Source organism: Deinococcus grandis, from assembly GCF_001485435.1.
In the GTDB taxonomy this organism is placed as follows: domain Bacteria; phylum Deinococcota; class Deinococci; order Deinococcales; family Deinococcaceae; genus Deinococcus; species Deinococcus grandis.
Window position 1 is genome coordinate 2,558,550 of record NZ_BCMS01000001.1, and the last position, 25,058, is coordinate 2,583,607.

A 25,058-nucleotide genomic window follows, 5' to 3' on the forward strand; every position below is an offset into this window, starting at 1 on the left:
AAACTCCCCGTCCGGCGTGGACGGGGAGCAGCGGGAAGTTCGGTTACGCGCGGGCGTCGCTGCGGCGGGCGCTCTTGCGTTTGGGGGCGGGGAGGGTGGGGGCGGGGCTGCCGTCACGGGGCGTCTCAAGGGCTTTCAGGCCGCCGACGAGGGCCACGTCCAGCACCTGATCCACGGTCTCGCAGGGGTGGAAGCGCATGGTGGTGCGCAGGTGCAGGGGGATGTCGCGCAGGTCGCCCTCGTTGGCCTTGGGCAGGATGATGTGCTTGATGCCGGCGCGGCGGGCGCCCAGCACTTTCTCTTTCAGGCCGCCGATGGGCAGGTAGCGGCCGGTGAGGGTCATCTCGCCGGTCATGGCGACGTCGTGGCGGGCGGGGATGCCGGTCAGGGCGCTGATGAGGCTGGTGACCATGGCGCCACCGGCGCTGGGGCCTTCCTTGGGGATCGCTCCGGCGGGGACGTGCACGTGGATCTCGCTGTCGTCGATGCGGGCTTTGTCGATGTGGAAGCGTTCGGCGTTCGCCTTGATGTACGTCAGGGCGGCGCGGGCGCTTTCTTTCATGACGTCGCCGAGCTGGCCGGTCAGGACGAGGCCCTTGCCGGGGCTGGTGCTGGTCTCGACGAACAGGATGTCACCGCCGACCGGGGTGTAGAACATGCCGGTCGAGACGCCGACCATGTCTTCCTTGCCTTCGGTTTCGGGGATGTGGCGGGCCTGCCCGAGGTACCGGTCGAGTTCCTTGTCCGTGACCTTGACGCGTTTGACCTCGCCGGTGGCGACGCGGCGGGCGACCTTGCGGGCGACCGTGCCGATCTCGCGTTCCAGGTTGCGCACACCGGCCTCGCGGGTGTAGTGGCTGATGAGTTTTTCCAGCGCGGAATCGGTGAACGCGATCTGGTTGGCTTTCAGGCCGTTCGCCATGAGCTGGCGGGGCAGCAGGTAGCGTTTGGCGATCTCGAGTTTTTCCTGCTCGATGTAGCTGTTGAAGTCGATGACTTCCATTCGGTCCATCAGCGCCGGGGGGATCTGCTCGGGGTAGTTGGCGGTGGCGATGAACATGACCTCGCTCAGGTCGAACGGCACGCCGAGGTAGTGGTCGGTGAAGTGCTGGTTCTGCGAGGGGTCGAGCACTTCCAGCAGGGCCGCCGAGGGGTCGCCCTGGTAGGAGCTGCCGAGCTTGTCGACCTCGTCGAGGAGGATGACGGGGTTCTTGGTGCCCGCGGTGCGGATGCCCTGAATGAGGCGGCCGGGCATCGCGCCGATGTACGTGCGGCGGTGCCCACGGATGTCGCTCTCGTCGCGGGCGCCGCCCAGGGCGATGCGGACGTATTTGCGGCCCAGCGCCTTGGCGATGCTCTGCGCGATTGACGTCTTGCCGACACCGGGAGGGCCGGTGAACACCAGGATCGGGCCCTTGTTGACGTCCTCGGCGCTCAGTTCGCCGCGTTCGGCGCGTTCCTTGCGCAGGCGGCGCACGGCGAGGAATTCCAGGACGCGGTCCTTGACCTTCTCCAGGCCGTAGTGGTCGTCGTCGAGGATCTGGGAGGCCTGCATGACGTCCAGCTGGTCGTCGCTGCGGGTGTTCCAGGGCAGTTCGGTGATCCAGGTGAGGTACGTGCGGATGACGCTGGCCTCGGCGGCGTCGGGGTGCATGCGCGCCAGGCGGTTCACTTCGCGGTCGATGTCCTTGCGGACCTCGGGGCGCAGGTCGAGGGTGTCGAGCTTGGCGCGGAAGGCTTCGGCCTCGTCGCCGTCCTCGCCGTCCTCGCCGCCCTGGAGTTCCTTCTGGATGACCTTCATCTGTTCGCGCAGGTAGTACTCGCGCTGGTTCTTGTCGATCTCTTCCTTGACCTGCGCGCGGATCTTGGCCTGCACTTCCTGCACTTCCTTCTCGGTGTCGAGCAGGGTGAGCAGTTTGCGGATGCGGCCGGTCAGGCTGGGCAGTTCCAGCAGCGCCTGCTTGTCGTCCAGTTTGAAGTCGAGGTTGAAGGCGATGTGGTCGGCCATCTCGCCCAGGTCTTCCTTGCTGTGGATGGTCTGGACGGTCTCGGCGTTCAGTTTGCCGCCGCTGGCGAGGGCGTCGAAGCGTTCGCGCAGTTCACGGCCCAGGGCCTGGAGTTCGACGGTGTCGTCGGCCTCGGCGGCCAGGGGGGTGATGTCGGCGCTGAGGTGGTCGCCACGCTGGTAGTTGGTGGCGCGGACGCGCGCGACGGCGGACACGAGCATCTGCACGGTGCCGTCGGGGTTCTTGCGCACGCGCAGGACGTTGCAGGCGGTGCCGACGTCGTACAGGTCGCTGCCCTTGGGGTCGTCGATGTCCTTGTCGCGCTGAGAGACGATCAGGATGACCTTGTCGCTGGCCATGGCCGCCTCGATCGCGCCGATGGAGAGGGCGCGGCTGGCGTCGATGTGCTGGACCATCGTGGGGTAGATCACGCTGCCGCGGACCGGGCAGACGGGGACGTTGCTGGGGAGGGTGTTGGTGGGCATCTCGGAACTCCTTTTCGCCCGGGTGGGGTCTTGGTGAGAGCGGGTTCCTGAAACTCCTGCATCCAGGAAACTTGAGTGCGACTATATCAAGTTTCCGGGGTGTGGGCAAGCCGCAGCCGACCCGGACGGGATCACTTCAAACCTCGTCCTCCACGACAAAAGCCTACCGCTGCGCGCCTGACACAACCCTCACGCGAAGCTGACGAGACCTTCACCACTCCTCTACCCCGGCCCTCCCCTCCTAGACTGATCGCATGCCCCGCGTGACCTTCAGGCTGACCCTGCCGCCCGGCACCCCACCGGGCACGCTGTTCCTGACCGGCGACCACCGCGCCTGGAGCGACGACCCCACGGGCTGGACCTTCCGGGATGGTGTGCTGCACACCGAGCTGCCAGACGGTCTGCTGGCGCAGGCGACGGTGCGCCGCGTGAACCCGGACGGCACCACCACCGAGGAGGGCGACGCCTGGGGCGGCCGCGCCCGCGCGCACCGCATCAAAGTTCATGGCGACACCACTGTGCTCCTGACCGTGGCGGGCTGGCAGGACGCCAGCGAAGGCGCGGGCCGCCCGCCGCGCAGCGCCCCACCGCGCGAGGAGACCGTGCTGGACGCCCCCTGGGGCGCGCAGTCCGTGCGCCTGTGGTGGCCCGCCAGGCACGAGGGACCGCTGCCGCTGCTGATCCTGCACGACGGCCAGAACGCCTTCGACGAGGCCCGCACCTTCGCCGGGGACAGCTGGGACGCCGCCGGGGCCGCGCAGGCCCTCGCGGACGCCGGGTACCCGGTCCGGATTGCCGCGCTGCCCGTGAACGACGACCGCAACCGCCGCTACGTGCCGTTCCCCTTCGACCTGAACGACCAGAGCAGCGGCGCAGACGAGTATGCCGACTGGCTCAGGGACACCCTCCTGCCGCACCTGCACGCCCGCTTCGGCCCCGTCTCCGCGCAGGACACCGCGCTGGCCGGGTCCTCGTTCGGTGGGCTGATCACCGCGTACGCGGGCCTGCGCGACCCCGGCACGTACGGCACGCTGGGCGTGTTCAGTCCCGCCGTGTGGCCCGCCGACTTCGCGTTCCTGCGCTGGATGGCCGGGCGCGGCGACCCGCACTCGCGCGTGTGGGTGGACATCGGCGACCACGAGGGCAGCAGCGTGCAGGGCGCGCAGGAGGTCCTCACACTGGCCCGCGACCTGACCGCGCAGCTCGCCCCGCACGTCGCCGAGGCGCACTTCACGGTCGGCGAGGGCCACTGGCACGACGAACCCGCGTGGCGCGAACGCCTGCCCGCCTTCCTGCGCTGGTGGCGCGGCGCAGAAGTGGCGGGTGGGCTTTTTGAGCGCCCTGCAAGCAGATCTGGACAACCTGTCTAGATTTCAGTCTGTCTGGACCGGCGGGGTCTCTTGCGGGAACGGGTGTGCCGTCGATTATGATTGCCGGGCACCAAAAATCCTGAAACCGGTTCCACGCCGTTGTGGAACCATTCCATGGAGGTTTCGCATGAACCGCTCTGTCCTGGCTCGCTCCGGCGCGGCAGTCCTCTCGGCTGCCCTTCTTCTTTCCGCCTGCTCCTCCGCCCCGACGCCTGCCCTTGATGGAACCGTTTCCAGCGGGAAAGCCAGCACCACGCCGGTCAGTGCACAGGCCATCAGTGGCACGAACATCGACGCCTGGCGGCAGCAGGTGATCTACCTCGTCATGCCTGACCGTTTCTCGAATGGAACTACTTCCAACGACGGGCTGGGCCAGCCGAACTGCTTCGACCCGGCCAGCCCCACCAAATTCCACGGCGGCGACATCCAGGGCCTGCGCAACAAACTCGGGTACATCCGCGACCTGGGCGCCACCGCCGTCTGGACCACCCCCGTGTACAAGCAGGTCGGCATCGTCAACGGCAATTCCTGCGGCTACCACGGCTACTGGCCCGACTACACCAACCCCAACGACACCGCCATCGAACCCAAGTTCGGCACGAGCGCCGACCTCACCGGCCTGATCAGCGACCTGAAGGCCGGCGGGCAGAAATACATGATGGACATGGTCGTCAACCACGCCGGGTACGGCGCGCGGATCACCACCCAGAACCCCTCCTGGTTCCACAGCAACTGCACCGGCGACGAGATCGTCTGCCCGCTGGCGGGCCTGCCGGACTTCCGGCAGGAGGACAGCGCCGTCGCCACGTACCTGACCAACCTGAGCAAGACCTGGGTCACGAACTACGCCGTGGACGCCATCCGCATGGACACCGTCAAGCACGTCCCCAACAGCTACTGGCAGAACTCCTGGGTGCCCGGCGTCCTCGCCGCGCGACCGAACACGTTCCTGCTGGGCGAGGCGTTCCTGTCCGGCAGCGCCGCCCAGCTCAAGCCGTTCCTGGACGCCGGTTTCGACTCGACGTTCAACTTCCCGCTGCGGCAGGCGCTCGTGGACTCGGTCGGGAAGGCCGGGAGCCTCGACCGGGTCGCGGGCAGCATGCAGGACACCCTGGGCACCCTGGGCCTGGACCGCACGCTGCTGCAGGTGAACCTGCTGGACAACCACGACGTGCCGCGCTTCGTGAACGAACCCGGCAGCGGCGTCGCCGAGACCGAGATCCGCGCCCGCTACGGGAACGCCATGGGCCTCCTGATGACCCTGCCCGGCATCCCGCAGGTGTACTACGGCAACGAACTCGGCATGTACGGCGGCAACGACCCCGACAACCGACGCGACATGCCCGCCTGGGCCTGGACGGACACCGGCCGCAACGCCACCCAGGCGAACTTCGTGGCGGGCGGCGGCAACCCGAAAGTCACGTACGACCTGACGAAGAAACTCATCGGTATTCGCAAGGGCAACGCCGCCCTGTGGAAGGGCAACTACGCCGAGATGTGGCGCCCCAACGGCGGGCAGAACGTGTACGCCTTCTACCGTGGCAGCGGCACCAACCGCGTCATCGTCGTCCTGAACACCTCGGCCAGCGCCGCGACCGTGAACCTCGACATTCAGGGCAACGCGGGCATCAGCGCGACCGACAAGAGCGCCCTGAGCAACGGCACGGTCTTCAACGATCTGCTCGCCGAGGGAGCCCCGGCCAGCGCCACCGTCGCCAGCGGCAAACTGCCCGTCACGATCGGCGCCGGGAAGATGGGCATCTACCGCGCCGGAGCGACCGGCACCGGCGGCACGGGCGGCGCGGCCGTGCAGGTCACCTTCCAGGTCAGCGCCAGCACGTACTTCGGGCAGGACGTGTACCTCGTCGGGGACCGCGCGGACCTGGGCGCGTGGAACACCGCCTCCGCGCTGGCCATGACGCCCAGCGGCTGCTCGGGCAGCACCTGCACCTGGAAGACCACCGTCAGCCTGCCGCCCAGCGTCGCCGCGCAGTTCAAGTTCATCAAGAAACCCGGCGACAGCGGCGCCAGCGTCACCTGGGAAGGCGGCAGCAACCGCACCCTCACCACGCCCGCCACGGGCAGCACGACCTACAACGGCGGCACCTGGCAGTAACGCCACTCCAGGCAGAGGAGGCCCCACGGGACGTTCCCCGGGGCCTCCTCTGTGTGCCTGACTTCAGCGCGCCTGGAATTCCCAGGTGTCCTCGGCCGTCTTCAGGATCAGGGTGCTGCCCTGCACGCTCAGGGTGGGCCGCTGCTCGAAGAACGACTGGAAGCCCAGGTCCGGCTGGTCCGCGCAGGCCATCTTCGTGCCCATCAGCCCGCCGTCCAGTTCCACGCGGCCCGCGCGGATCACGTACGCGCCGCCCACGCTGTTGCAGCCGTCACTGCCGCCCAGCCGCCCGTCCTTGAAGGTCAGCGTGACCGGGCGCAGGGTCTGCGGGGCAGGCTGCCCGTTCAGGCGGGTCAGGGTGTACGTGGCGGCCGGGTCGGGCAGGACGCTGCCGGGGGTGGCCGGGACGGGCGCGCGGGTCAGGGTCAGCTGGCCGCTCTGGCCACGCAGGACCAGCGCGGCGCCCTGCCGCTCGATAGTCAGCGGGGCGCGCAGCAGGCCCAGCAGGCGGTTCTCGGCCACTCCGGCCGTGCCGGGGCACATGCGGCGGGTGGACATCACCGGACCCAGCACGACCTGCGGGCCCACCAGCGCGCCCGAGGCGGTCACGGTGTTGCAGCCGGTCAGGCCCGCGACCGTCACCTTCGACCCGTTGAACGTGAAGCGCAGCGCCGCCTGCCCGCGTTCCGGTCCGGCCGGGCCGGGCGTGACGCGCATCTGCCAGGTGCCGTCCAGGGAGTCGGTGGGGGTCTGTGTCATCGCGCCTCCGGTGCGGGTGAAGGTCAGGCGGCCCGCCCCGCCACTGAGGATCAGGGTGTCGCCACTCAGGTCGTAGCGGGTGGTGGCGTTCAGGAGGCGCAGGTAGTCCTCGCGCAGGCTCAGGGCGGCGTCGGTGCAGCGTTCGCTGCCGCCCGCCTGCACGCCGCGCACCACGAGCGCGCTGCCCTTCAGCGCCGCCTGCGCGCTCAGGGGGCTGCACCCGGTGTTCCCCGTGAGTTTCAGCGCCGCGCCGCTGCCGTCCAGGCGCAGGGTGGGGCGTGCCAGGGCCGCGCCGGGCGTGATCGCGCCGCGCCCGGCGGGCTGGATGGTGCCCAGCGTCCAGGTGACGCCCGCCGGGCTGGCCGGGGCGGAGGATGGTGCGGCCAGGGCGGCCAGGGTCAGCGAGTTCAGCAGGGCACTCATGAGAGGGTTGTACACCGTGAATCTGACGGGCGGGTGATGACCTGCGTGCCTCAGGGCGGGACGGCCGCGCCGGGCAGCGCGTAGAATGCGCCCAAACGCCCGTTAGGTTCCCGGAGCCCTGCCCCGCGCAGGCGCCGCGGCCCGGCGGGCACCGGAGGAACCATGGAAGACCGCCGAATTCGAGTGCTGATCGCCAAACCCGGCATGGACGGCCATGACCGGGGCGCGAAGGTCGTGGCGCGCGCCCTGCGCGACGCGGGCATGGAAGTCATCTACACCGGCCTGCGCCAGACCGCCGAGATGATCGTGAACGCCGCCGTGCAGGAGGACGTGGACGCCATCGGCCTGAGCGTCCTGTCCGGCGCGCACATGCACTACTTCCGCGAGGTCATGGGCCTGCTGCGCGAAAAGGGCGCCGGGGACATCATCGTGTTCGGGGGCGGCATCATCCCCGATCAGGACCTGCCCACCCTGCAGGAACTGGGCGTGGGGCGCGTGTTCACGCCGGGTGCCAGCACCGAGGACGCCGCGACGTACCTGCGCGGCGCCGTGCAGGCCCGCTGGCAGGCGCAGGGCGAGGCGTGACCCCTGCCCTGAGCGCCGCCTGCCGTGAGTGACGCCGCCCGCCCCGCCACGCTGAGCGGGGCCGCGCGGTTGGCGCCGCTGTACGCCGCGCAGGCGCTGGCGACCGGGGCGACCACCGTCAGCACGGTGCTGGCGAGCCTGATCATGTCGGGGCTGGGCAGCGAGGCGCTGGCCGGGCTGCCCAGCACGCTGATCCAGGCGGCGGCGGCGACGTCGGCGGGGCTGTTCGGGGCGCTGATGCTGCGCCGGGGCCGCCGCGCGGGCCTGAGCGTGGCGTTCGCGCTGGGGACGGTCGGGGCGCTGGTGGGTTTCCTGGGTGCCCGCGCGGGGCTCACGCCGCTGTTCCTGACCGGCGCGATGCTGATGGGTGCCGCGCAGGGCGGGTACCAGCAGGCCCGTTACGCCGCCGCCGAGAGCGTCCCCGAGGCGCGGCGCGGGACCGCACTGGGCGCGCTGATGCTCATGAGCGTGCTGGGGTCGTTCGTGATGACCGGGTTCTCGCACCCCATCGAGCGGCTGGGGACTGTCCTGGGCGCCACGCCGGAGGTCACGGGCTGGCTGGTGGGCGGCGCGCTGCTGGGCGTGGCCGCGCTGCTGATCCTGTCCTGGCAGCCCCTGAGCGGCCCGAGCGTGGTGAGGCGCGAGCGCCTGTCCCTGGCGGAGGCGTTCCGGATTCCCGGCGTGAAGTCCACGGCGCTGGCCGTGGCGACCGCGCAGGGGCTGATGGTCACCCTGATGAGCCTCACGCCACTGCGGGCGCACCACATGGGGATGGATCACGCGCAGGTGGCCGCGCTGATCAGCGGGCACATCCTGGGCATGTTCGGGTTCGGCTGGCTGACCGGCCCGCTGATCGACCGGCTGGGCCTGCGCTTCGGGTACGTGAGCGGCGCGCTGCTCCTTGCGGCCGCAGCCCTGACGGCGCCCCTGAGCGGTCAGGTGTGGCTGGCGGTCAGCATGTTCCTGCTGGGGCTCGGCTGGAACCTCTCATTCGTGGCGGGCAGCAAGGCCCTGACGCGCTTCCCGGCGGCGCAGGGCGTGACCGACGCGCTGGGGTACGTCGCGGCCGGGCTGGGGACCCTGCTGGGCGGCGCAGTGATCGCGCGGGCGGGCTTCCCGGCACTGGCGGTCACCTGCGCGGTCCTGGCGGCCCTGCCGCTGATCAGCGCGTGGCGCGCCCGCCCCGCACGGGCGTAACGCAGGGCAGAGGGGGCACCGGGGAAGCGACTCCCGGTGCCCCCTCCCCTTCCCCGGTTCAGGGGTTCGCGGCGCTGACGAAGGTGTCGTCACCGGGGGTGGTGGTGCTGCGCCCGGCGTTCTGATCGTAGCGCACGCCGCTGTTCATGACGGTGGTCGCCCCGCTCAGGGTGTTCGCGGCGCTGACGGCCGTCTTGGCGGCGAAGGATCTGCTCCACAGGTACCAGCGGGGCGCGACGCCGTGCTTGCGGGCCACGCCGCTGGCGGGGTTCAGATCGAACACGTACTCGGGGAAGACCTCGGTGCGGCTGATGAATTTCGCCATGCCCGTGTTGTTGTCGCCGCCCAGGTCGTTCACGCGGCTGGACTTGATCCACTCGACCGCCACGCCCTGCCCCTTGAGGGTCTGCGCGATGCGGGCGCTGCGCGCGGCGGGGTTCACGTCGGGGCTGAGGAACGCGTAGCTGTGACCGGACCCGGCGCTGGCGGGGGTCCAGTAGGGGTCCGCCAGGACGACACGTTTGGGCCGTTTGGCGGCGCTCAGGGCCGTGTCGGCGTAGGCCTTCTCGGTCATGGCGAGGGCCATCTGCGCGCCCAGCGAGTGGCCCATGACGCGCACGCCCTCGGTCCCGGCGTACGTCCACTGGCTCAGGGCGCTCTTGTACGCCGTGTAGAACAGCTGCCCGGCGCTGACGGTGGGCATGCCGGTCGTGGCGTACGTGCCGCTGGGGGTGCGGTAGCGCATGTTGATGTTCTGCGCGCGGCCCAGGGCGTCGGTGTAGGTGTAGGTGGGCGTCCAGATCTTCGCCTGCGAGTGGTACGGGGCGCCCGCCGTGCCCTCGTCGTCGGCCAGCTGGGTCCACTGGTACAGGGCGACGTTCCACCCGGCGTCGATCCAGGCGTCGGCGACGTTGCGGCTGGCCTCGCTGAAGTAGAAGTTGTCGCGCACGCCGGCGACGGTGCTGCCGTTCTGCCAGCCGTGCACGAACACCAGCACGGGCCTGGCGGGGTCGTAGTAGCCGGTCATGGCGGCGCCGTCCGCGCGGGCCTTGCAGCCCACGCCGCCCAGGGAACCGGTTTCACCCTTGCTGTACCAGTACAGGCCGGTGTCCAGGCCGCTCTGGCCGTACGGGAGGGCCAGCTGGTTGGGGCAGCTGGCGGCCTGCGCGCGCAGGGTGCTGGCGGTGCCGCCCTTGGCGGCCTCGGCGACCAGGGCGGCGCTGAAGCCGTCGGGCAGGCCCGGCTGGGCGGTGGGGGTGCCGGTGGGGGCGGAGGGGCTGCCGCAGGCGGCGAGCAGGGCGGGCAGCAGGAACGGCAGGATGGCAAGGCGACGGATCATGATGGGCCTCCGGGCAGAGAAAGAGCGCCGGAAACCGGTTTCCGGCATGGGCTGATACGGATTCCGTTTGTTTCGTTGACAACCCGGGACAGCACCGGGTTGCCAACTTCACGTCCGGAACCCGCTTCGGCTCCTACTCGCTCCACTCGGATTGAACGGCTTCGTCAGCCATTCAATCGGAGTCCGTATGAGTTGTTGGTGCGACGCACACCGTACCCCCCCCGCCCGGACAAAAAAAAGTCCTCCCGGTCCAAAAATCGACTCGGTTCAACAACTCTGCGGCAGCACACGCCCGCCCATTGTGGTAAAGCACGCCCCCACCACCATCCGCAGAACGGCGTCGGGGCCCCCATGTGGGAGCCCCGACGCATCTGGCGGAACGGGAGGGATTCGAACCCTCGATAAGCTTGCACCTATACACGCTTTCCAGGCGTGCTCCTTCAACCACTCGGACACCGTTCCAGCGCACAGCAGAGTAGCGGCTTCCGGGGGGAAGTGCAAGCCACGCCTGAACCCCCCCCGAAGTAAACCCGGTGTAAGACGACTGGCCTATCATGCAACCGTGACCCTTTCTGCCGTGCTGACGGTTCTCTTCTCCTACCTGCTCGGGGCGATCCCCGCCGCCGCGTGGGTGGCCCGCACCCGTGGCGTGGACATCCGCACGGTCGGCAGCGGCAACAGCGGCGCCACCAACGTGCAGCGCTCCCTGGGCAACGGCCCCGGCCTGGCGGTCGCCCTCTTCGACATTCTCAAGGGCGTCCTGGCCGTCCTGGCCGCGTACCACCTGGACCTCGGCCTGCCCGTCATGGCCGCGTGCGGCGTCGCCGCCGTCATCGGGCACAACTTCAGCCCGTTCCTGCGCTTCCGGGGCGGCAAGGGCGTCGCCACGACCTTCGGCGCGGTCGCCGCGCTGCTGCCCGTCGCGGGCCTCGCGTTCTTCGTGATCTTCATGACGACCGTGTGGCTCACGCGCTTCGTGTCCGCCGGGAGCATCCTGGCCGCGGTCGCGGCCGCCTTCACCGCGTTCCTGGTCGGCCCCGGTTGGCTGGGCCTCGTCGTGACCGCCCTGGCCGCGCTGCTGATCTGGCAGCACCGCGACAACGTGGGCCGCCTGACCGCCGGGAACGAACGCCGCTTCGGCCAGAAAAGCTGACCCCGAAGCAACAAGGGGCAGGTGCGGCGTGACGGCCGCACCTGCCCCTGCATTTGCGTGCCCTGTACGCTATGCTGGTCCGGTCCCACAACCCACCCCACCCTTCAGCCCGCGCGGGCGGGCACCCCGAGGAACGCATGACGGCCAGGATTCGCGTGTACGGCAAGGAAGCCATCTTCACCCAGGGTCACTGGACCTGCGACGACGAGAGCCTGCAGGCCATGCTGCAGTCCCTCGCCGACCCCCGCGCCGTCACCGAGGAACAGGAACGCACGCACGCCCTGTACGCCGCCGGACGCCTGGGCGGCCTGATCGCCACCGAGTACGGCTGGGAAGCCGCGCCGCACCCCGAAGCGGAAATCAAGATGGAGGACTTCGCCCCGGCCCGGCAACCCGAACGCGCCGGGTGGCTGAGCTTCCTACGCAGGCGCAAGTAACGCACCTGCGGCAACTCCTGCCCGTCCGCCCGCGTACCGTGAGGCATGACCCGCTCCCTGCTGCTGGCCGCCCTGCTGACCCTGCCTGCCGCTCAGGCCCAGACCGCTCCCACCCGGGTCAGCGCCGCGCCGACCACGCTGGCGCAGGTGGCCGTGACCGGCACGGCGATCTGGAAGACCGGACGCGACGGGTTCATCGTGCGGAGCCTGACCGAACCGGACTTCTTCTTCTCGTTCACCACGAGTGCCGCACCCAAGCAGCCCATCCGCGACCTGCAGATCAGGGTGCCCAGGCACACCCTCAGCGGAACGCAACTGAACCTGATGCAGGAGTTCCTGGGCCGCGCCGGACGCACCTGCCTGAACCTGAGCGGCCCCCAGGTCCGCGACCTGACGGACTGGCTCGCCACGCAGAGCCTCGACCCCCGGACGTTCGGGACGCTGACCGTCCAGCGGGACGGGATGCTCGACATGAACACGTTCACCTCCATGACGACCATCACCCTGACCGTCCCCACCGCCGGGCCCTGCATCCACCAGGGCGTGGACGGGTGGCCCGTGAACCTCTGATACGGACTCCGGTTGAAAGGTTTGCAAAATCTTTCAACCCGAGCGGAGCGAGCGGGAGAGAAGCGGGTTCCGGACGTGGAGTTGACAGATCGGTGGAGTTCCGATCTGTTAACGAAACAAACGGAACCCGTATGACCCGCACTTCCCCAGATGCGCCCTGCACCCCAGCGCGAGTCGGGGCCAGCTCCACCGTCCCTTCACGCTAGGCAGGCAGCCTTGACCCCCACCCGGGCAGCCCCTACGCTGGGGCGCATGACCGTCATGACCACCATTACCCCGTGAGGGCGGTGCTCTGTGACAGCCGCCCCGCGAGACACGCCGGGCGGTTTTTTCATTCAAGGAGACGAGCATGCGCGTAGCGATTGTCGGAGCGACCGGAGCGGTGGGCCACGAACTTCTCAAGGTGCTGGAAAGCAGCACGCTGCAATTCGATGAGCTGCTCCTGTTTGCCAGCCCGCGCAGCGCGGGCACGCAGCTGACCTTCAAGGGCCAGCCCCTGACCGTGCAGGTCACGCCCGAAGGCGCCATCGACGCGGACGTGATTCTGGCGTCGGCGGGCGGCAGCATCAGCAAGGCCCTGGCCCCGAAGTGGGTGGAGGGCGGCGCGGTCGTGATCGACAACAGCAGCGCCTTCCGCTACGACGCCGACGTGCCCCTGGTCGTGCCCGAGGTGAACGGCGACGCCGCCCTGGCCCACAAGGGCATCATCGCGAACCCGAACTGCACGACCGCCATCGCCGTGGTGGCCGTGGCCCCCATTCACCGCGAGTACGGCGTGAAACGCATGATCGTCAGCACGTATCAGGCCACCAGTGGCGCGGGTGCCAAGGGCATGGAGGAACTGCTCGAACAGACCCGCGCCGAACTGAACGGCGAACAGGCGCAGGCGAGCGTATTCGCGCACCCCATCCCGTTCAACGTCATCCCGCACATCGACTCCTTCCAGGACAACGGGTACACCAAGGAGGAAATGAAGGTCGCGTGGGAGACCCGCAAGATCATCGGGGACGACAGCCTGAAGATCAGCTGCACCGCCGTGCGCATCCCCACCCTCCGCACCCACAGCGAGGCGATCACCCTGGAACTCGAACGCCCCGCCACCCCCGACGCCGTCCGCGACCTGCTGGCCGGGGCCGCCGGGGTCGAGGTGCGCGACAACCCGGAAGGCAAGCTGTACCCGATGCCCCTGACCGCCAGCGGCAAGTACGACGTCGAGGTGGGCCGCATCCGCGAGTCCCTGGTGTTCGACGGCGGCATCGACCTGTTCGTCGCGGGCGACCAGCTCCTGAAAGGCGCGGCGCTGAACGCCGTGCAGATCGCCGAGTACCTCCAGCAGAAAGGCGCGCTGAAAGCCAAACAGCGGGCGTGAACGGGTTGTGGGCGGTGGGGTGTGGGCTGTGGGCCTGCATCCCACCGCCCTTTTGCTCTTCCCACCTCCCACGACCGACAACCCACAACCGGCAGTTCTGCTTGACCGCCCCCGGCCTCGCGTCTAGTCTGGGCGGCATGAGCGAGCAGATCTTCCCCACCATCCGGATCGGTGCGGGCCTGCCCGTGCTCCCGCCACCCTCCGGGGTGTGACATGAACTGTGGTTGAGGACTCTGCTCAACCCGAGCGGACTTAAAAAGCTGCGCAGCAGAGCGAGAAACAGAAAAGACGTGCAGCCGGAGACGCAGGAGCATTCCGGCGCAGTTCCCGGAATGCACCGGAGTCGGAAGCGGTACGTCCGACGCTGCCATGTCTGGAGTTTGCCGCCCGGCTCTGAGCTGGGTGTGTCGTCACATCGCCTTATTCCGACCTCGCCTGCCTGCTGTCGCGTGGCGTGGGTCGTGATTCCCGAGGGGGCACCACATGAAATTGAGTGAGAGTCTGTTCCGCACGTGGCGGGAGACGCCGGAGGGCGCGGAGACGCGCGGGGTACAGTTTCTGCTGCGGGCGGGATACGTGCGGCGGGTGGGGAGTGGCCTGTACGCGCACCTGCCGCTGATGACCCGCGTGATGGGGAGGCTGGAGGCCCTGATCCGTGAGGAGCTGGAGGGCGTGTCGCAGGAGGTGAGCTTCCCGGTGCTCCAGCCGCGGGCGCTGTGGGAGGCGTCGGGCCGCTGGGAGGCGTACACGCAGGCGGAGGGGATCATGTTCACGGTGACGGACCGCGCGGGGCGGGCGCACGCGCTGGGGCCGACGCATGAGGAGGTCGCGCTGGACGTGGTGGGCGGTCTGGTGCGCAGTTACCGGGACCTGCCGGTCAGCGTGTACCAGTTCAGCCGGAAGTTCCGGGACGAGCTGCGCCCGCGCTTCGGGTTGCTGCGCACGCGGGAGTTCGTGATGAAGGACGCGTACTCGTTCCACGCGGACCCGGCGAGCCTGGAGGCGCATTTCGAGGCGATGAGTGGCGTGTACGGGCGGGTGCTGTCGCGGCTGGGCGTGGCGTGGCGGGCGGTGCAGGCGGACAGCGGGAACATCGGCGGGGCCGAGAGTCGCGAGTTCATGGTCCTGAGTGACGTGGGTGAGGACGAGGTGCTGTTCACCCCGGACGGGCAGTACGCGGCGAACGCAGAGCGGGCCGTGTCGCGGGCGTCGGTGGCGGCCCCGAGTCCGTTCACGGGCTTCGCGCGGCGGCACACGCCGGGCACGGCGACGGTCGCCGGGGCGTGCGCGGCGCTGGGCTGCGACGCGGCGCACATGCTGAAGAACGTCCTGTACGACGCCGTGTTCCTGCGGGCGGGGCGGCGGGTGCTACGGCCGGTGCTCGTCAGTCTGCGCGGGGATCACAACGTGAACCCGGTGAAACTGTGGAACGCCGTGCAGGCCCGCGTGGACGGGGAACTGGTGGGGCTGGAGGTCGCGCAGCCGGACGCCTGGGCAGCGGGGTCGCTGCCGCTGGGGTACCTCGCGCCGGACCTGCCGGACAGTGTGATTGCCGCGCGGGAGGACGTGGTGGGCTCGTTCCTGCGGCTGTGCGACCCGGCGGGCGCGGCGCTGCGGGATTTCACGACCGGCGCGAACGACACCGACTGGCACGTGACGGGCGCGAACTGGGGCACGCAGTACGACCTACCGGAGGAGGTGGACGTCCGGCAGGCCCGCGCGGGCGAGGCCGCCCTGCACGACGACACGCAGGTGCTCCAGTCCGCGCGGGGGATCGAGGTGGGACACGTGTTCCAGCTGGGCACGCGGTACTCGGCGGCGATGAACGCGACGTTCACGGCGGCGGACGGCAGCGAACGCCCGTTCCAGATGGGCTGCTACGGGATCGGCGTGTCGCAGCTGGCGCAGGCCGTCGCGGAGGGGCTGTCCGACGAGCGGGGGCTGATCTGGCCGGACGCCCTCGCGCCGTTCCACGCGCACCTGATCGTGGTGGACATCCGCCATGAGGCGCAGCAGGAGGCCGCGCGGACCCTGTACGCCGCACTGCGCGCCGCCGGACTGGCCCCGCTGCTGGACGACCGGGAAGAACGCGCCGGGGCGAAATTCGCCGACGCGGACCTGCTGGGCATCCCGTACCGCGTGACGCTGGGCCGCACCCTGGAGCGCGGCGAGGTCGAACTGAAGGACCGCCGCAGCGGCGAGACGCTCAGCCTTCCGCTGGCCGAGGTGACGGGCTGGCTCAGCGCCCGCTTCCGGGAACGGGCAACCCGGGCAGACTGAAGACGTCCCGCAGGTCGCGCAGCGTGGCGTCCGGCACCTCGCCGCGCAGGGGGTGGGTGGTGGGCAGCCACGCGGCGCGCAGGCCCACCGCCTGCGGTCCGGCGATGTCGTTGCGGGGCGAGTCGCCCACGAACCACGCCTGATCCGCGCGGACGCCCAGGCGGTCCAGCGCCAGCCGGTAGATCGCCGGGTCGGGTTTGCTGAGCCCCACGGCCCTGCTGATCACGAGGTCGTCGATCAGTCCCGTCAGGCCGCACACGTCCACGCAGGTGCGCTGGAGGTTCTCCCAGCCGTTCGTGACGACCCCCACCCGCACGCCCCGGGCGCGCAGTTCACGCAGGACGGCGTGTGCGTGGGCCATCGGGACAGCGTGCTGCACGTGCCCCGCGTAGGTGTCCAGCAGGGTGCGCGGGTCGTGCGGCAGCGCGAACTCCTGCACGAGCTGCGGGATCACCTCCGCTTTCGGGCGGTAGCCGTGATCCTCCAGTTCCAGGAAGCGCGCGGCGTACCCGTCCGGGAGGCCGAACTGCCGGACGTGCTCGGCCAGCCACGCGCGCAGCGTGACGGCGCGGTCGTGCAGGGTGCCGTCCAGATCGAACAGGATCGCATCAATACTCACCTGAGCATCTTACTCTTCACGGCTGTCGGGATCGTGGGCCCCCTCGTCCTCCGGGCTCTTGTGGAACGCCGCGCCCATGGAGTGCACCGCCGCGTGGATCAGGCGGGTGTTGATCACCTGCGCCGCGTGCATACCCGCCGCCGCCGCCTGCACCACGTACTGCGGCGCGCCCGTCATGTCCCCGATGGCGAACACGCCCGGCAGGCTGGTCTCCTGATCGCCGTCCACGGTCACGCGGCCCTTCTCGTCCATCGCGCAGCCCAGCGCGGCGGGCAGGTGGCTGCCGCCCTGCTGCTCGGGCGCAAGGAACACCGCGTCCACGCTCAGGGGCGGGGCACCCACGAACGACACGCACACTGGGGTGTCCTCCAGCGGGCCGCCACTCACGCGGCGCACCGGCTGCGTACGGACCGCCACACCCACCCGCTCCAGATCGAGCGCCTGTTCGGGCGTCAGGCACGGGTCCCCGTCGCACAGCAGCGTCACGCGGGGGGACCACGCCCGGACCGTCAGGGCGAGGTGATGCGCCGACTGCCCGGAGCCGTACACGGCAAGGGCACGGCCCTCGTGCTCCCAGCCGTCGCAGTACGGGCAGTGGAACACGCCCTGCCCCCAGCGTTCCCGCAGGCCCGGCACCGGCGGCAGGATGTCCCGCACACCTGTCGCGAACACCAGCACCCGCGTCCGCTGCCACGCGTCCCCGACGCGCACGTCTAAGCACTCGCCCACCCGCCGGACCTCGCGCGCACTGTCCGCACGGACCGTCACGTCGTATGGTTCCAGGTCCGCCAGGGCCGCCGCCTTCAGCTCCTCGGGGCTGATCCCGTCACGGGTCAGGAGGCCGTGCCCGGCCGACACGCTCGCGTTGCGGGGCGGCCCGCCGTCCAGCAGCAGCACCCGGCGCCGCGAGCGGCCCAGCGTCAACGCGGCACTCAGGCCCGCCGGACCCGCCCCCACGACCAGCACGTCCCACAGGCCCGGCACGACCTCACCCGCACGCGGCGCGGGGACATCCGGGCTCACTGCGGGCCGGGCCGGACGCTCAGGTCCGGCAGCAGCGCGTCCCGGGGCGCATTCAGCGCGAACGCGATCAGCTTTGCGACCGACTCCGGCCGCACGAACGCCTCCGGGGTGTACGGCGCACCCTCCTGCGACCTCACCTTCTGCTGCATGGGCGTCGCCGTGCGGCCCGGGTACACGCTCGTGACCCGCACGCCGTGCGCGGCCTCCTCCTCACGCAGCGCGTCCGCCAGGGCCTTCAGGGCGAACTTGCTCGCCGCGTAGCTGCCCCAGCCCGCGTTCGCGCGCAGGCCCGCGCCGCTGTTCACGAACACCACCGAGCCCCGCTCCGCGCGCACGCGCGGCAACAGCAGGCGCGTCAGTTCCGCCGGGGCGACCACGTTCACCGCCAGGGTGTGCGACCACACCGCGTGAGGCTGCTCCGCCACCGCGCCCAGTTCCACCACCCCCGCGTTGTGCACCACGTTCGACACGCGCCCCAGCCCCGCCAGCGCCGCCTCGAACGACTCCGGGCGGGTCAGGTCCAGCACCAGCGGCGTCCCCCCCACCTCCGCGCACAGGGCCTCCAGCGCCCCCACGTTCCGGCCCGACAGGATCAGGTCATGCCCCGCCGCCAGCTCCCGCGCCAGCGCCGCCCCGATCCCCCCCGCCGCACCCGTCACCACCGTCACCGGACGAACACTCATGGCCCGACGGTAGCAGGGGTGTGGGATGTGGGTTGTGGGTTGTAGGGAATGGTGAAGAGGTCAGGCGGGACTAAAGTGATTCCACATCCTTCGGAGTCGCCCGGTGGCCCCCTCACCCTTCCGTCGCTTCGCTCCTCCCTCCCTCTCCCACATGGGGAGAGGGGACAACGGAACGAGATCACGGTGCAAGCAAGTCAATTTAATCTCGTATCAGCCGTGAGTGGGCGGTGTTCGTGACCGCGACGCCTCCGCCCGCAACCCCCGACCCACTCCCCACTGCCTACTCCCCTGTCACCCCAGCTGCGGGTACACCGTCGCCCGCTTCACCCGGCCGTACGCGAAGCTGGTGTCGATGGAGGCGATGCCGGGCACGGCGTGCAGTTCCCGGCGCACGAACGCCTCGTAGGCCTTGAGGTCCGCCACGAGCACCCGCAGGAGGTAGTCGGCCTCGCCGGTCATGACGTAGCAGTCGAGTACGGCGTCCATGCGGGCGATGGCGTCCTCGAACGCGCGGATGCTGGCCGTCGTGTGCAGCTGGAGCCGCACGCGGACGAACGCCGTGACGGTCAGGCCGTACGCTTCCTCGTCCACGAGGGCGGTGTAGCCCTGGATGACGCCGGAGTCCTCCAGCTGCCGCACGCGCCGCAGGCACGGCGACGGCGAGAGGTGCACCTGATCCGCGAGGTCCTGGTTGCTGATGCGCCCGTTCGCCTGCAGCGCGGCGAGGATGCGGCGGTCACGGTCGTCCATGGGTGGATTCTGGCAGATTCTGCCCCTGACGCCGCCCGTGAGGGCAGGTTTTGGCAGCTTCTGACCATTCCGGGGCGGCACCCACCCGTTGCCGGAGGATGCAAGGGTGAGCCAACTGAACCCCTCGTTCCCGCGTGCCGCCGGGCGCGGCCTGCCTGCTGGTGCGCTGCTCGGCTGGGCGGCGCTGGCCGTCACGGTGCTGATCTGGGCGGCGTTCGCGCTGACCATCCGCGCCATCGGGCACTCGCCGCTGACGCCGGGGGACGTGGCGCTGATCCGCTTCCTGATTCCCGCCACGCTGCTGCTGCCGCTGCTGCCCTCGCGCCTGCCCGCGCTGCGGCGCGTCCCCCCACACGCGGCCCTGATGATCACCGCCGGGGCGGGCCTGCCGTTCTTCCTGATCGCCGCCGCCGGGGGCGCCAGTACGTCTGCCGCGCACGTCAGCGCCCTCGTCGCCGGGACCACCCCGCTGTCCGTCGTGCTGGTCGGCGCCCTGCTGTTCCGCGACCGCGTGACCGCCACCCAGTGGCCGGGCCTGAGCCTGATCCTCCTCGGCATCGTCCTGCTGGTCATCGGGCTGGGCACGGTCGGCACCTCCCCCCTGACCGGGATCGCGCTGCTGCTGAGCGCCAGCCTGCTGTGGGGCGGGTACACCCTCGGGATGCGCCGCGCCGGACTCGACCCGCTGAGCGTCGCCATGCTGGTCACATACCCGTCACTCATCATCCTCGCGCCGCTGCTGCTGACTGGCACGCTGCCCAGCCACCTCACGCAGGTGCCCGCACAGGACCTGCTGCCGTTCATCGCCGTGCAGGGCATCGGCGTCGGCGTCGTCGCCTCCCTCACCTACCCCTACGCCCTGAAACACCTCGGCACGCTGCGCTGCGCCACCGTCGGCGCGCTCGCGCCCGTCCTCGCCACCCTCCTCGCCCTGCCGCTGCTCGGCGAGCGGCCCAGCGTCGCGTCCGCCATCGGGGTCGCCATCGTCACCACCGGCGTCCTCGTCTTCAACCTCATGCCCACCCGAACCAAAGGAGCTGCCCATGTTCAGTGACCTGCGCCCCCTCCCCCTCGACCCCCTCTGGGCCCTGCAGAACGCCCACCGCGACGACCCCCGCCCCCACAAACTCAACCTCGGCATCGGCATCTACCGCGACGCGCACGGCCACACCCCGGTTCTGAACGCCGTCCAGCACGCCGAACGCACCCTGGCCGACGCGGCCCCCAGCAAGGTCTACCGGCCCCTGAGCGGCAACGCCGACTTCAACGCCGCCATGACCCGCCTGCTCCTCGGCGACCACACCCCCACCCTGGACCGCGCCGTCACCGTGCAGACCGTCGGCGGGACCGGCGCGCTGCGCACCCTCGCCGACCTGATCGCCAGCGCCAACCCCGAAGCGACAGTCTGGACGTCCAACCCCGGCTACGCCAACCACCACCCACTCATGCGCGCCGCCGGACTCCTCACCGCCGAGTACCCCTGGCACGACGACGGCACCGGCACGACAGACCTCACCCCCATGCTCGGCGCGCTCGACGCCGCCCAGCCCGGCGACATCCTCCTCGTGCAGGGCTGCTGCCACAACCCCACCGGCATCGACCTCAACCAGGAAAGCTGGCACGCCCTCGCCAGCTACTGCCAGGAGCGCGGCCTCATCCCCCTGATCGACATGGCCTACCAGGGCCTCGGCCAAGGACTGCACGAGGACGCCCAGGGCCTGCGGATCATGACCCAGTACCTCGGCACCGTCCTCATCGCCGCCAGCTGCTCCAAGAACATGGGCCTGTACTGCGAACGCACCGGCACCGCCACCGTCCTCGTCCCCCACCCACACGAAAAGCCTACCGTCCTCAGCGTCCTCGAAGGCATCGCCCGCCGCACCTACTCCATGCCCCCCGAACACGGCGCCGCCATCGCCGCCACCCTCCTGAACAACCCCCACCCCTGGCACGCGGAACTCGACACCATGCGCGACCGCATCCGCACCGTCCGCGAAGCCCTCGGACACGCCCTGCGCGACGCAGGCGCCCCCCACGACCTCCTCACCATCGAACACCACCAGGGCATGTTCAGCCTCCTCCCCCTCACACCAGAACAGATGGACACCCTCCGCGACCACCACGCCATCTACGGCACCCGCGAAGGCCGCATCAACATCGCCGGCATTCCCGACCACGCCATCACCCCACTCGCGCACGCGCTGATCGCCGTGTACGGGCGGGAGGCTGTCGGGCGGTAACGGCCCTTCACTGGGACTGGTGGCGGGCTGGCCTACTGAGTTGGAGTGGCTGCGCCTGCGGCGGGCTGCCCCACCCCCCAGCCCCCTCCGCAAGCGGCTCATACGAGTACCCCAGAGGGGCAGGGGGAGTGTTCGCTGCGCTCGGCAGGTATTTCTCTGGCGTTTCTGATGGGCAACTGGCGGGTTCGGCCACGTATGGGGCTGCATGCCTCCGAACTCGCCGCGTTCGCCCCGCGCGCTGCGCGCACGACGGGCTCGTCTGCCACGACGATGGGTTGGCCCCACATCGTGGTGCGTGCTGCAAGGTTCTACTTTTTGGGCTTCTGCAAAAGCAGTCTTTTGAAAGTCGATCAGCGGCGTGCAGCGTCCCACCGACCAGCTGACCGCAGATCACCACCGGCCGTCGTGCGCGCAGCGCGCGGGCCTTACGGGGGGCGGAGGATGGCGTCGAAGCCAGACCCGTCACCGCCCGACCCACCTCCGCTGCATAAGTGAAGCCTCTTGCCGAGCGCAGCGACTGCCCCCCCTGCCCCTCTGGGGTACTCGTATGAGCCGCTTGCGGAGGGGGCTGGGGGGTGGGGAGGCCCGCCGCCAGGCGCCCACCTTCCAACACCACCCCCGAATCCCTACCGTCCCGCCAGCCCCGCGTAGTACGCGCTGATGCCGTCGGCGATGGCCTGCGCGATGCGCCGCTGTCCGTCTGGGCTGTTGAGGAGGCGGAGGTTGCCCGGGTCGGTGAGGTACCCGGTTTCCACGAGGAGGCTGGGTTGGGTGGTGGGGCGGGTGAGGGCGAGGTCGGCGTCGGGTTTGAGTCCGGCGCCGGGGCCGAGGTCGGGGAGTTGGGTGCGGAGGGCGGTGAGGATGGCCTGCGCGGGGCCTCTGGCCTGCTGGTGGGTGTAGTAGATCTCGGGGCCGCGGGTGCCGCGGGGGTCGCGGCCGTCGGGGAGGGCGTTGGCGTGGATGCTGATGAGGAGGTCGCTGCTGGTGTTTTCGGCGATCAGGCCGCGTTCGTAGAGGCCGAGGGTGGTGTCGGTGTCACGGGTGAGGATGACGGTGGCGCCCTGCGCCTGGAGGAGCTGGGCGATGAGGAGGGTGATGGGGAGGACGAGGTTCTTTTCGGGGGTGCCCAGGCTGCCGGCGCCGCCGTTCTGGGTGCCGCCGTGTCCGGGGTCGAGGGTGATGACGCGGCCCTGGAGGGGTCGGGTGGGGTCCGGGGTGGGGGGCTGCCGGGTGGTGAGGAGGAGGCCCTGGTCGTCGTGGTCGGCGTGGAAGCCCCAGATGGGGGACTGGAGGGTGAGGTCGAGCTGGGTGACGCCGGGGGTGGGGGTGCTGATCGTGAGGTGGGCGAGGTGGGGGTCGCCGGGGTCGGGTGGGGTGAGGGGTGGGGTGGGGGTGGCGTAGAGGGTGAGGCGCAGGGTGCGCTCGCCGGTCTGGGTGAGGGTGAAGGGGGGCCGGGCGGTGCCGAGGGGGAGGTGCACTTGGAGCTGGTCGGGGGTGCTGGTCAGGGTGATGGGGCCGCCGCCTGGGGCGGGGGGCGGCGTGAAGCCGGTGGGGGTGGTCTGGCTGGCAGTGATCAGGGCGCTGATTCCGGGGGCGAGGCGGACGCGCAGATCGGGGCCGACGCGGCCGACGGCGCGGTACGTGGTGCCGTCTCTGGGGTACAGCAGCGGGGCGCCCTGGGTGGTGGTGAGGCGGGTGCTGCTGGCGTTCAGGCCGGGGCCGGGGATGGTGCCGGGTGGGGTGGTGACGGTGCGGGCGGTGCCGGGGGTGCTGGTGACGGGGCCGGGCGCAGGGGCGCTGGAGGTGCGCCCGTCGCGGCCGGTCAGGGTGACGGTGAGGGCGGCGCTGCTCAGGCGGGCGGTGGGGGGCACGTCGAGGGTGCCGCTGTACGTTCCGGCGGGGCCTTCGCGCAGGGGTTGGGCGGGCAGGCCTGCGATGCGGGCGGTGGCGCGGCCGCCGGGGCTGCCCTGAAAGCGCACGGGAATCTGCCGGTCCTGGGGGGTGTCCCCGGCGGGGTCCCACAGTTCGGTGGGCTGGGAGGGCGTGATGCTGGCGCGGGTGATGGTGGTGGGCGTGGTGGGCAGCGTGCGGGGGACGGTGCGGGTGACGCGCAGGATGCGGGTGATGCTGCGGGCGCTCTGGCCGGGGCGGGCGGGGGTGCGGGCGATCAGGCGCAGGTCGTTCACGCCGGGCTTCAGGGGGAACCAGCTGATGTACAGGCCGTCGGGGCCAGTGGGGACGGGCGTGCCGCTGACCGTCAGCGTCGCGCCGGGCGGGACCATGCCCTCCAGGATGACGTGGTCGAACGCGACCCGGTGGCCTTCGGGGGGGTACGCGACGAGGATGCCGGGGGCGCTGGCGGTGGCGGGGTTGGGGGTGGCGGCGGGGGCCGCGCCGAGGGTCAGCAGGGCGGTGCCCAGGAGCAGGGCGGGCAGGGCGGGGCGCATGTCTGGGGATAGCACGCGGCGCCGGGGGGTCGGGTGTGGACCTGCGCGCCGGACGGGGCGGGCGCGGGTTTAAGCTGGGGGCACATGAACGGTCAGCTACTCCAGGCGTACGAGGACGGGTGCGAGACCTTCGAGGGCCTGCGGGACGCGGCGGTGGCGCACGTCACGCGCCTGATCGCCGGGGCGGGCCTGAACATCCATCATGTGACGGGCCGCGTGAAGAAACGCGCGAGTCTGGAGGACAAGTTGCGGCGTAAGCCGGGCCGGTACGGGGCGCTGGCGGACGTGACGGATCTGGTGGCGGTGCGCGTGATCACGTACTTCGAGTCGGACGTGAGCGTGGTGTCGCGCCTGCTGGAGGAGCATCACGTGATCGACTGGGAGAACTCGATCGACAAGAGCAAGATGCACGACCCGGACCGCTTCGGGTACATGGGCGTGCATTACGTGGTGCAGGTCACGCCGGACTCGCCGGACCTGGGTGGGTTCGCGGGCCTGAAGTTCGAGGTGCAGATCCGTTCGATCCTCCAGCACGCGTGGGCGGAGATCGAGCATGATCTGGGCTACAAGAACCGTGAGGCGATCCCGCGGGAGGTGCAGCGGCGCTTCTACCGGCTGGCGGGGCTGCTGGAGATGGCGGACGAGGAGTTCATGACCCTGCACCGCCTGTCGCAGGAGTACGCGGCGACGCTGCCCACGCGGGTGGAGGACGCGCCGGACGCGGTGTTCATCGACGCGCCGAGCATGAAGCACCTGCTGGGGGTCGCGCCGGTGCGGGATCTGGATCAGCAGGTGGCGGGCGCGCTGGACGTCCTGCTCCTGACGGACTGGCCGGATCCGGAGCGGCCGCAGCGGCTGGCGAGCCTGCTGCACTACGTGGGCGTGCACTCGGTGGGGGCCTTGCAGAAGGAGTTGCGGCGGCATGAGGGCGAGGTGGTGCGCTTCGCGTCGCTGCTGCTGCCGCGCCTGCGCGAGGCGTGGACCCCGGCGGGCGGGGCGCGGCCGGGGACGAGCGTGGTGCATTACGCGCTGCTGCGGGCGTGCGCGAATCCGCTGCTGGACCCGCATGAGATCGTCAGCATGCTGGACCTGCGTGGTGTCCTGAGTGGCGATCAGCTGGTGGCGGCGGTGCGCGAGGCGTACGCGCAGGTCATGGCGGACGGGTCGGCGCGGGTGGGCTGACGGGCGCCTGACAGGGCGCGCGCAC

20 protein-coding genes and 1 tRNA gene are annotated in these 25,058 nt (G+C 70.6%); 12 read left to right on the forward strand and 9 right to left on the reverse strand.

Going from position 1 to position 25,058, the window contains the following annotated elements; all coding sequences use genetic code 11:
* Positions 1-43 precede the first annotated feature (43 nt).
* The gene (lon, locus tag DEIGR_RS12435; RefSeq protein ID WP_058977701.1) at positions 44-2,491 is read right to left on the reverse strand and encodes an endopeptidase La; all 2,448 of its coding nucleotides are present in this window, start codon (positions 2,489-2,491) and stop codon (positions 44-46) included.
* A gap of 254 nt (positions 2,492-2,745) precedes the next feature.
* Between lon and DEIGR_RS12440 the strand changes: the two genes are divergently transcribed.
* Both DEIGR_RS12440 and DEIGR_RS12445 read left to right on the forward strand, forming a co-directional pair.
* Positions 2,746-3,861 carry an alpha/beta hydrolase gene (locus DEIGR_RS12440; protein WP_058977703.1) on the forward strand — a complete coding sequence of 372 codons (1,116 nt, stop codon included), beginning with the start codon at positions 2,746-2,748 and terminating at the stop codon, positions 3,859-3,861.
* Positions 3,862-3,988: 127 nt separating this feature from the next.
* Positions 3,989-5,977 carry an alpha-amylase family glycosyl hydrolase gene (locus tag DEIGR_RS12445; RefSeq protein ID WP_169796855.1) on the forward strand — a complete coding sequence of 663 codons (1,989 nt, stop codon included), beginning with the start codon at positions 3,989-3,991 and terminating at the stop codon, positions 5,975-5,977.
* A gap of 63 nt (positions 5,978-6,040) precedes the next feature.
* On the opposite strand, the gene DEIGR_RS12450 is transcribed toward DEIGR_RS12445, so the two are convergent.
* The gene (locus tag DEIGR_RS12450) at positions 6,041-7,159 is read right to left on the reverse strand and encodes an META domain-containing protein (protein WP_058977705.1); all 1,119 of its coding nucleotides are present in this window, start codon (positions 7,157-7,159) and stop codon (positions 6,041-6,043) included.
* 162 nt (positions 7,160-7,321) lie between these two features.
* Between DEIGR_RS12450 and DEIGR_RS12455 the strand changes: the two genes are divergently transcribed.
* Together DEIGR_RS12455 and DEIGR_RS12460 are read left to right on the forward strand one after the other, a co-directional pair.
* Positions 7,322-7,744 carry a cobalamin B12-binding domain-containing protein gene (locus tag DEIGR_RS12455; RefSeq protein ID WP_058977707.1) on the forward strand — a complete coding sequence of 141 codons (423 nt, stop codon included), beginning with the start codon at positions 7,322-7,324 and terminating at the stop codon, positions 7,742-7,744.
* 24 nt (positions 7,745-7,768) lie between these two features.
* Entirely contained in the window at positions 7,769-8,941 is a 1,173-nt protein-coding gene (locus DEIGR_RS12460; protein ID WP_058977709.1) for an MFS transporter, read from the forward strand.
* A 58-nt stretch (positions 8,942-8,999) separates the two neighbouring features.
* Here the strand turns inward: DEIGR_RS12460 and DEIGR_RS12465 are convergent, their stop codons facing one another.
* Positions 9,000-10,280 carry a hypothetical protein gene (locus tag DEIGR_RS12465; RefSeq protein WP_058977711.1) on the reverse strand — a complete coding sequence of 427 codons (1,281 nt, stop codon included), beginning with the start codon at positions 10,278-10,280 and terminating at the stop codon, positions 9,000-9,002.
* A gap of 372 nt (positions 10,281-10,652) precedes the next feature.
* Positions 10,653-10,742 (reverse strand) — tRNA-Ser (locus tag DEIGR_RS12470).
* Between the two features lie 100 nt (positions 10,743-10,842).
* Here DEIGR_RS12470 and plsY point away from each other — a divergent pair.
* The 5 genes from plsY (at position 10,843) to DEIGR_RS12495 (ending at position 16,089) form a co-directional block, all read left to right on the forward strand.
* Complete coding sequence (plsY, locus tag DEIGR_RS12475; RefSeq protein WP_058977713.1) at positions 10,843-11,433, forward strand: glycerol-3-phosphate 1-O-acyltransferase PlsY; 591 nt, start codon at positions 10,843-10,845, stop codon at positions 11,431-11,433.
* 137 nt (positions 11,434-11,570) lie between these two features.
* On the forward strand, positions 11,571-11,870 hold the full coding sequence (locus DEIGR_RS12480; RefSeq protein ID WP_058977715.1) for a hypothetical protein: 300 nt from the start codon (positions 11,571-11,573) through the stop codon (positions 11,868-11,870).
* A gap of 45 nt (positions 11,871-11,915) precedes the next feature.
* Entirely contained in the window at positions 11,916-12,440 is a 525-nt protein-coding gene (locus DEIGR_RS12485) for a hypothetical protein (protein ID WP_058977717.1), read from the forward strand.
* A 349-nt stretch (positions 12,441-12,789) separates the two neighbouring features.
* Positions 12,790-13,809 carry an aspartate-semialdehyde dehydrogenase gene (locus tag DEIGR_RS12490; protein ID WP_058977719.1) on the forward strand — a complete coding sequence of 340 codons (1,020 nt, stop codon included), beginning with the start codon at positions 12,790-12,792 and terminating at the stop codon, positions 13,807-13,809.
* Positions 13,810-14,292: 483 nt separating this feature from the next.
* Positions 14,293-16,089: a proline--tRNA ligase gene (locus DEIGR_RS12495; protein ID WP_058977721.1), complete on the forward strand. Its 1,797-nt coding sequence runs from the start codon at positions 14,293-14,295 to the stop codon at positions 16,087-16,089.
* Here the strand turns inward: DEIGR_RS12495 and DEIGR_RS12500 are convergent.
* The 4 genes from DEIGR_RS12500 to DEIGR_RS12515 all read right to left on the reverse strand — a co-directional run bounded on the left by DEIGR_RS12500 (position 16,049) and on the right by DEIGR_RS12515 (position 19,164).
* Positions 16,049-16,708, reverse strand: a complete 660-nt coding sequence (locus DEIGR_RS12500) for an HAD family hydrolase (RefSeq protein WP_236704744.1) — start codon at positions 16,706-16,708, stop codon at positions 16,049-16,051. The genes DEIGR_RS12495 and DEIGR_RS12500 overlap by 41 nt on opposite strands.
* Before the next feature lie 9 nt (positions 16,709-16,717).
* Positions 16,718-17,692: an NAD(P)/FAD-dependent oxidoreductase gene (locus tag DEIGR_RS12505; protein ID WP_058978722.1), complete on the reverse strand. Its 975-nt coding sequence runs from the start codon at positions 17,690-17,692 to the stop codon at positions 16,718-16,720.
* Positions 17,693-17,727: 35 nt separating this feature from the next.
* Positions 17,728-18,414, reverse strand: coding sequence for an SDR family oxidoreductase (locus tag DEIGR_RS12510; protein ID WP_058977723.1), 687 nt, complete (start codon positions 18,412-18,414; stop codon positions 17,728-17,730).
* 291 nt (positions 18,415-18,705) lie between these two features.
* Positions 18,706-19,164, reverse strand: coding sequence for an Lrp/AsnC family transcriptional regulator (locus DEIGR_RS12515; protein ID WP_058977725.1), 459 nt, complete (start codon positions 19,162-19,164; stop codon positions 18,706-18,708).
* A gap of 106 nt (positions 19,165-19,270) precedes the next feature.
* Here DEIGR_RS12515 and DEIGR_RS12520 point away from each other — a divergent pair, with 106 nt between their 5' ends.
* On the forward strand, positions 19,271-20,218 hold the full coding sequence (locus DEIGR_RS12520) for a DMT family transporter (protein ID WP_201785752.1): 948 nt from the start codon (positions 19,271-19,273) through the stop codon (positions 20,216-20,218).
* Positions 20,208-21,404: an amino acid aminotransferase gene (locus DEIGR_RS12525; RefSeq protein WP_058977726.1), complete on the forward strand. Its 1,197-nt coding sequence runs from the start codon at positions 20,208-20,210 to the stop codon at positions 21,402-21,404. Before DEIGR_RS12520 ends, DEIGR_RS12525 begins: the two co-directional genes overlap by 11 nt.
* A 626-nt stretch (positions 21,405-22,030) precedes the next feature.
* On the opposite strand, the gene DEIGR_RS12530 is transcribed toward DEIGR_RS12525, so the two are convergent.
* A complete protein-coding gene (locus tag DEIGR_RS12530; protein WP_058977729.1) occupies positions 22,031-23,851 on the reverse strand; it encodes an N-acetylmuramoyl-L-alanine amidase family protein in 1,821 nt (606 codons plus the stop codon).
* Between the two features lie 84 nt (positions 23,852-23,935).
* Between DEIGR_RS12530 and DEIGR_RS12535 the strand changes: the two genes are divergently transcribed.
* On the forward strand, positions 23,936-25,033 hold the full coding sequence (locus DEIGR_RS12535) for a GTP pyrophosphokinase (protein WP_058977731.1): 1,098 nt from the start codon (positions 23,936-23,938) through the stop codon (positions 25,031-25,033).
* Positions 25,034-25,058 lie beyond the last annotated feature (25 nt).

Excerpts from the sequence above, each read along its gene's own strand:
- lon (WP_058977701.1), bottom strand. The coding sequence starts at position 2,491 with ATGCCCACCAACACCCTCCCCAGCAACGTCCCCGTCTGCCCGGTCCGC.
- DEIGR_RS12440 (WP_058977703.1), top strand. The coding sequence starts at position 2,746 with ATGCCCCGCGTGACCTTCAGGCTGACCCTGCCGCCCGGCACCCCACCG.
- DEIGR_RS12445 (WP_169796855.1), top strand. The coding sequence starts at position 3,989 with ATGAACCGCTCTGTCCTGGCTCGCTCCGGCGCGGCAGTCCTCTCGGCT.
- DEIGR_RS12450 (WP_058977705.1), bottom strand. The coding sequence starts at position 7,159 with ATGAGTGCCCTGCTGAACTCGCTGACCCTGGCCGCCCTGGCCGCACCA.
- DEIGR_RS12455 (WP_058977707.1), top strand. The coding sequence starts at position 7,322 with ATGGAAGACCGCCGAATTCGAGTGCTGATCGCCAAACCCGGCATGGAC.
- DEIGR_RS12465 (WP_058977711.1), bottom strand. The coding sequence starts at position 10,280 with ATGATCCGTCGCCTTGCCATCCTGCCGTTCCTGCTGCCCGCCCTGCTC.
- DEIGR_RS12480 (WP_058977715.1), top strand. The coding sequence starts at position 11,571 with ATGACGGCCAGGATTCGCGTGTACGGCAAGGAAGCCATCTTCACCCAG.
- DEIGR_RS12485 (WP_058977717.1), top strand. The coding sequence starts at position 11,916 with ATGACCCGCTCCCTGCTGCTGGCCGCCCTGCTGACCCTGCCTGCCGCT.
- DEIGR_RS12490 (WP_058977719.1), top strand. The coding sequence starts at position 12,790 with ATGCGCGTAGCGATTGTCGGAGCGACCGGAGCGGTGGGCCACGAACTT.
- DEIGR_RS12495 (WP_058977721.1), top strand. The coding sequence starts at position 14,293 with ATGAAATTGAGTGAGAGTCTGTTCCGCACGTGGCGGGAGACGCCGGAG.
- DEIGR_RS12510 (WP_058977723.1), bottom strand. The coding sequence starts at position 18,414 with ATGAGTGTTCGTCCGGTGACGGTGGTGACGGGTGCGGCGGGGGGGATC.
- DEIGR_RS12515 (WP_058977725.1), bottom strand. The coding sequence starts at position 19,164 with ATGGACGACCGTGACCGCCGCATCCTCGCCGCGCTGCAGGCGAACGGG.
- DEIGR_RS12525 (WP_058977726.1), top strand. The coding sequence starts at position 20,208 with ATGTTCAGTGACCTGCGCCCCCTCCCCCTCGACCCCCTCTGGGCCCTG.
- DEIGR_RS12530 (WP_058977729.1), bottom strand. The coding sequence starts at position 23,851 with ATGCGCCCCGCCCTGCCCGCCCTGCTCCTGGGCACCGCCCTGCTGACC.
- DEIGR_RS12535 (WP_058977731.1), top strand. The coding sequence starts at position 23,936 with ATGAACGGTCAGCTACTCCAGGCGTACGAGGACGGGTGCGAGACCTTC.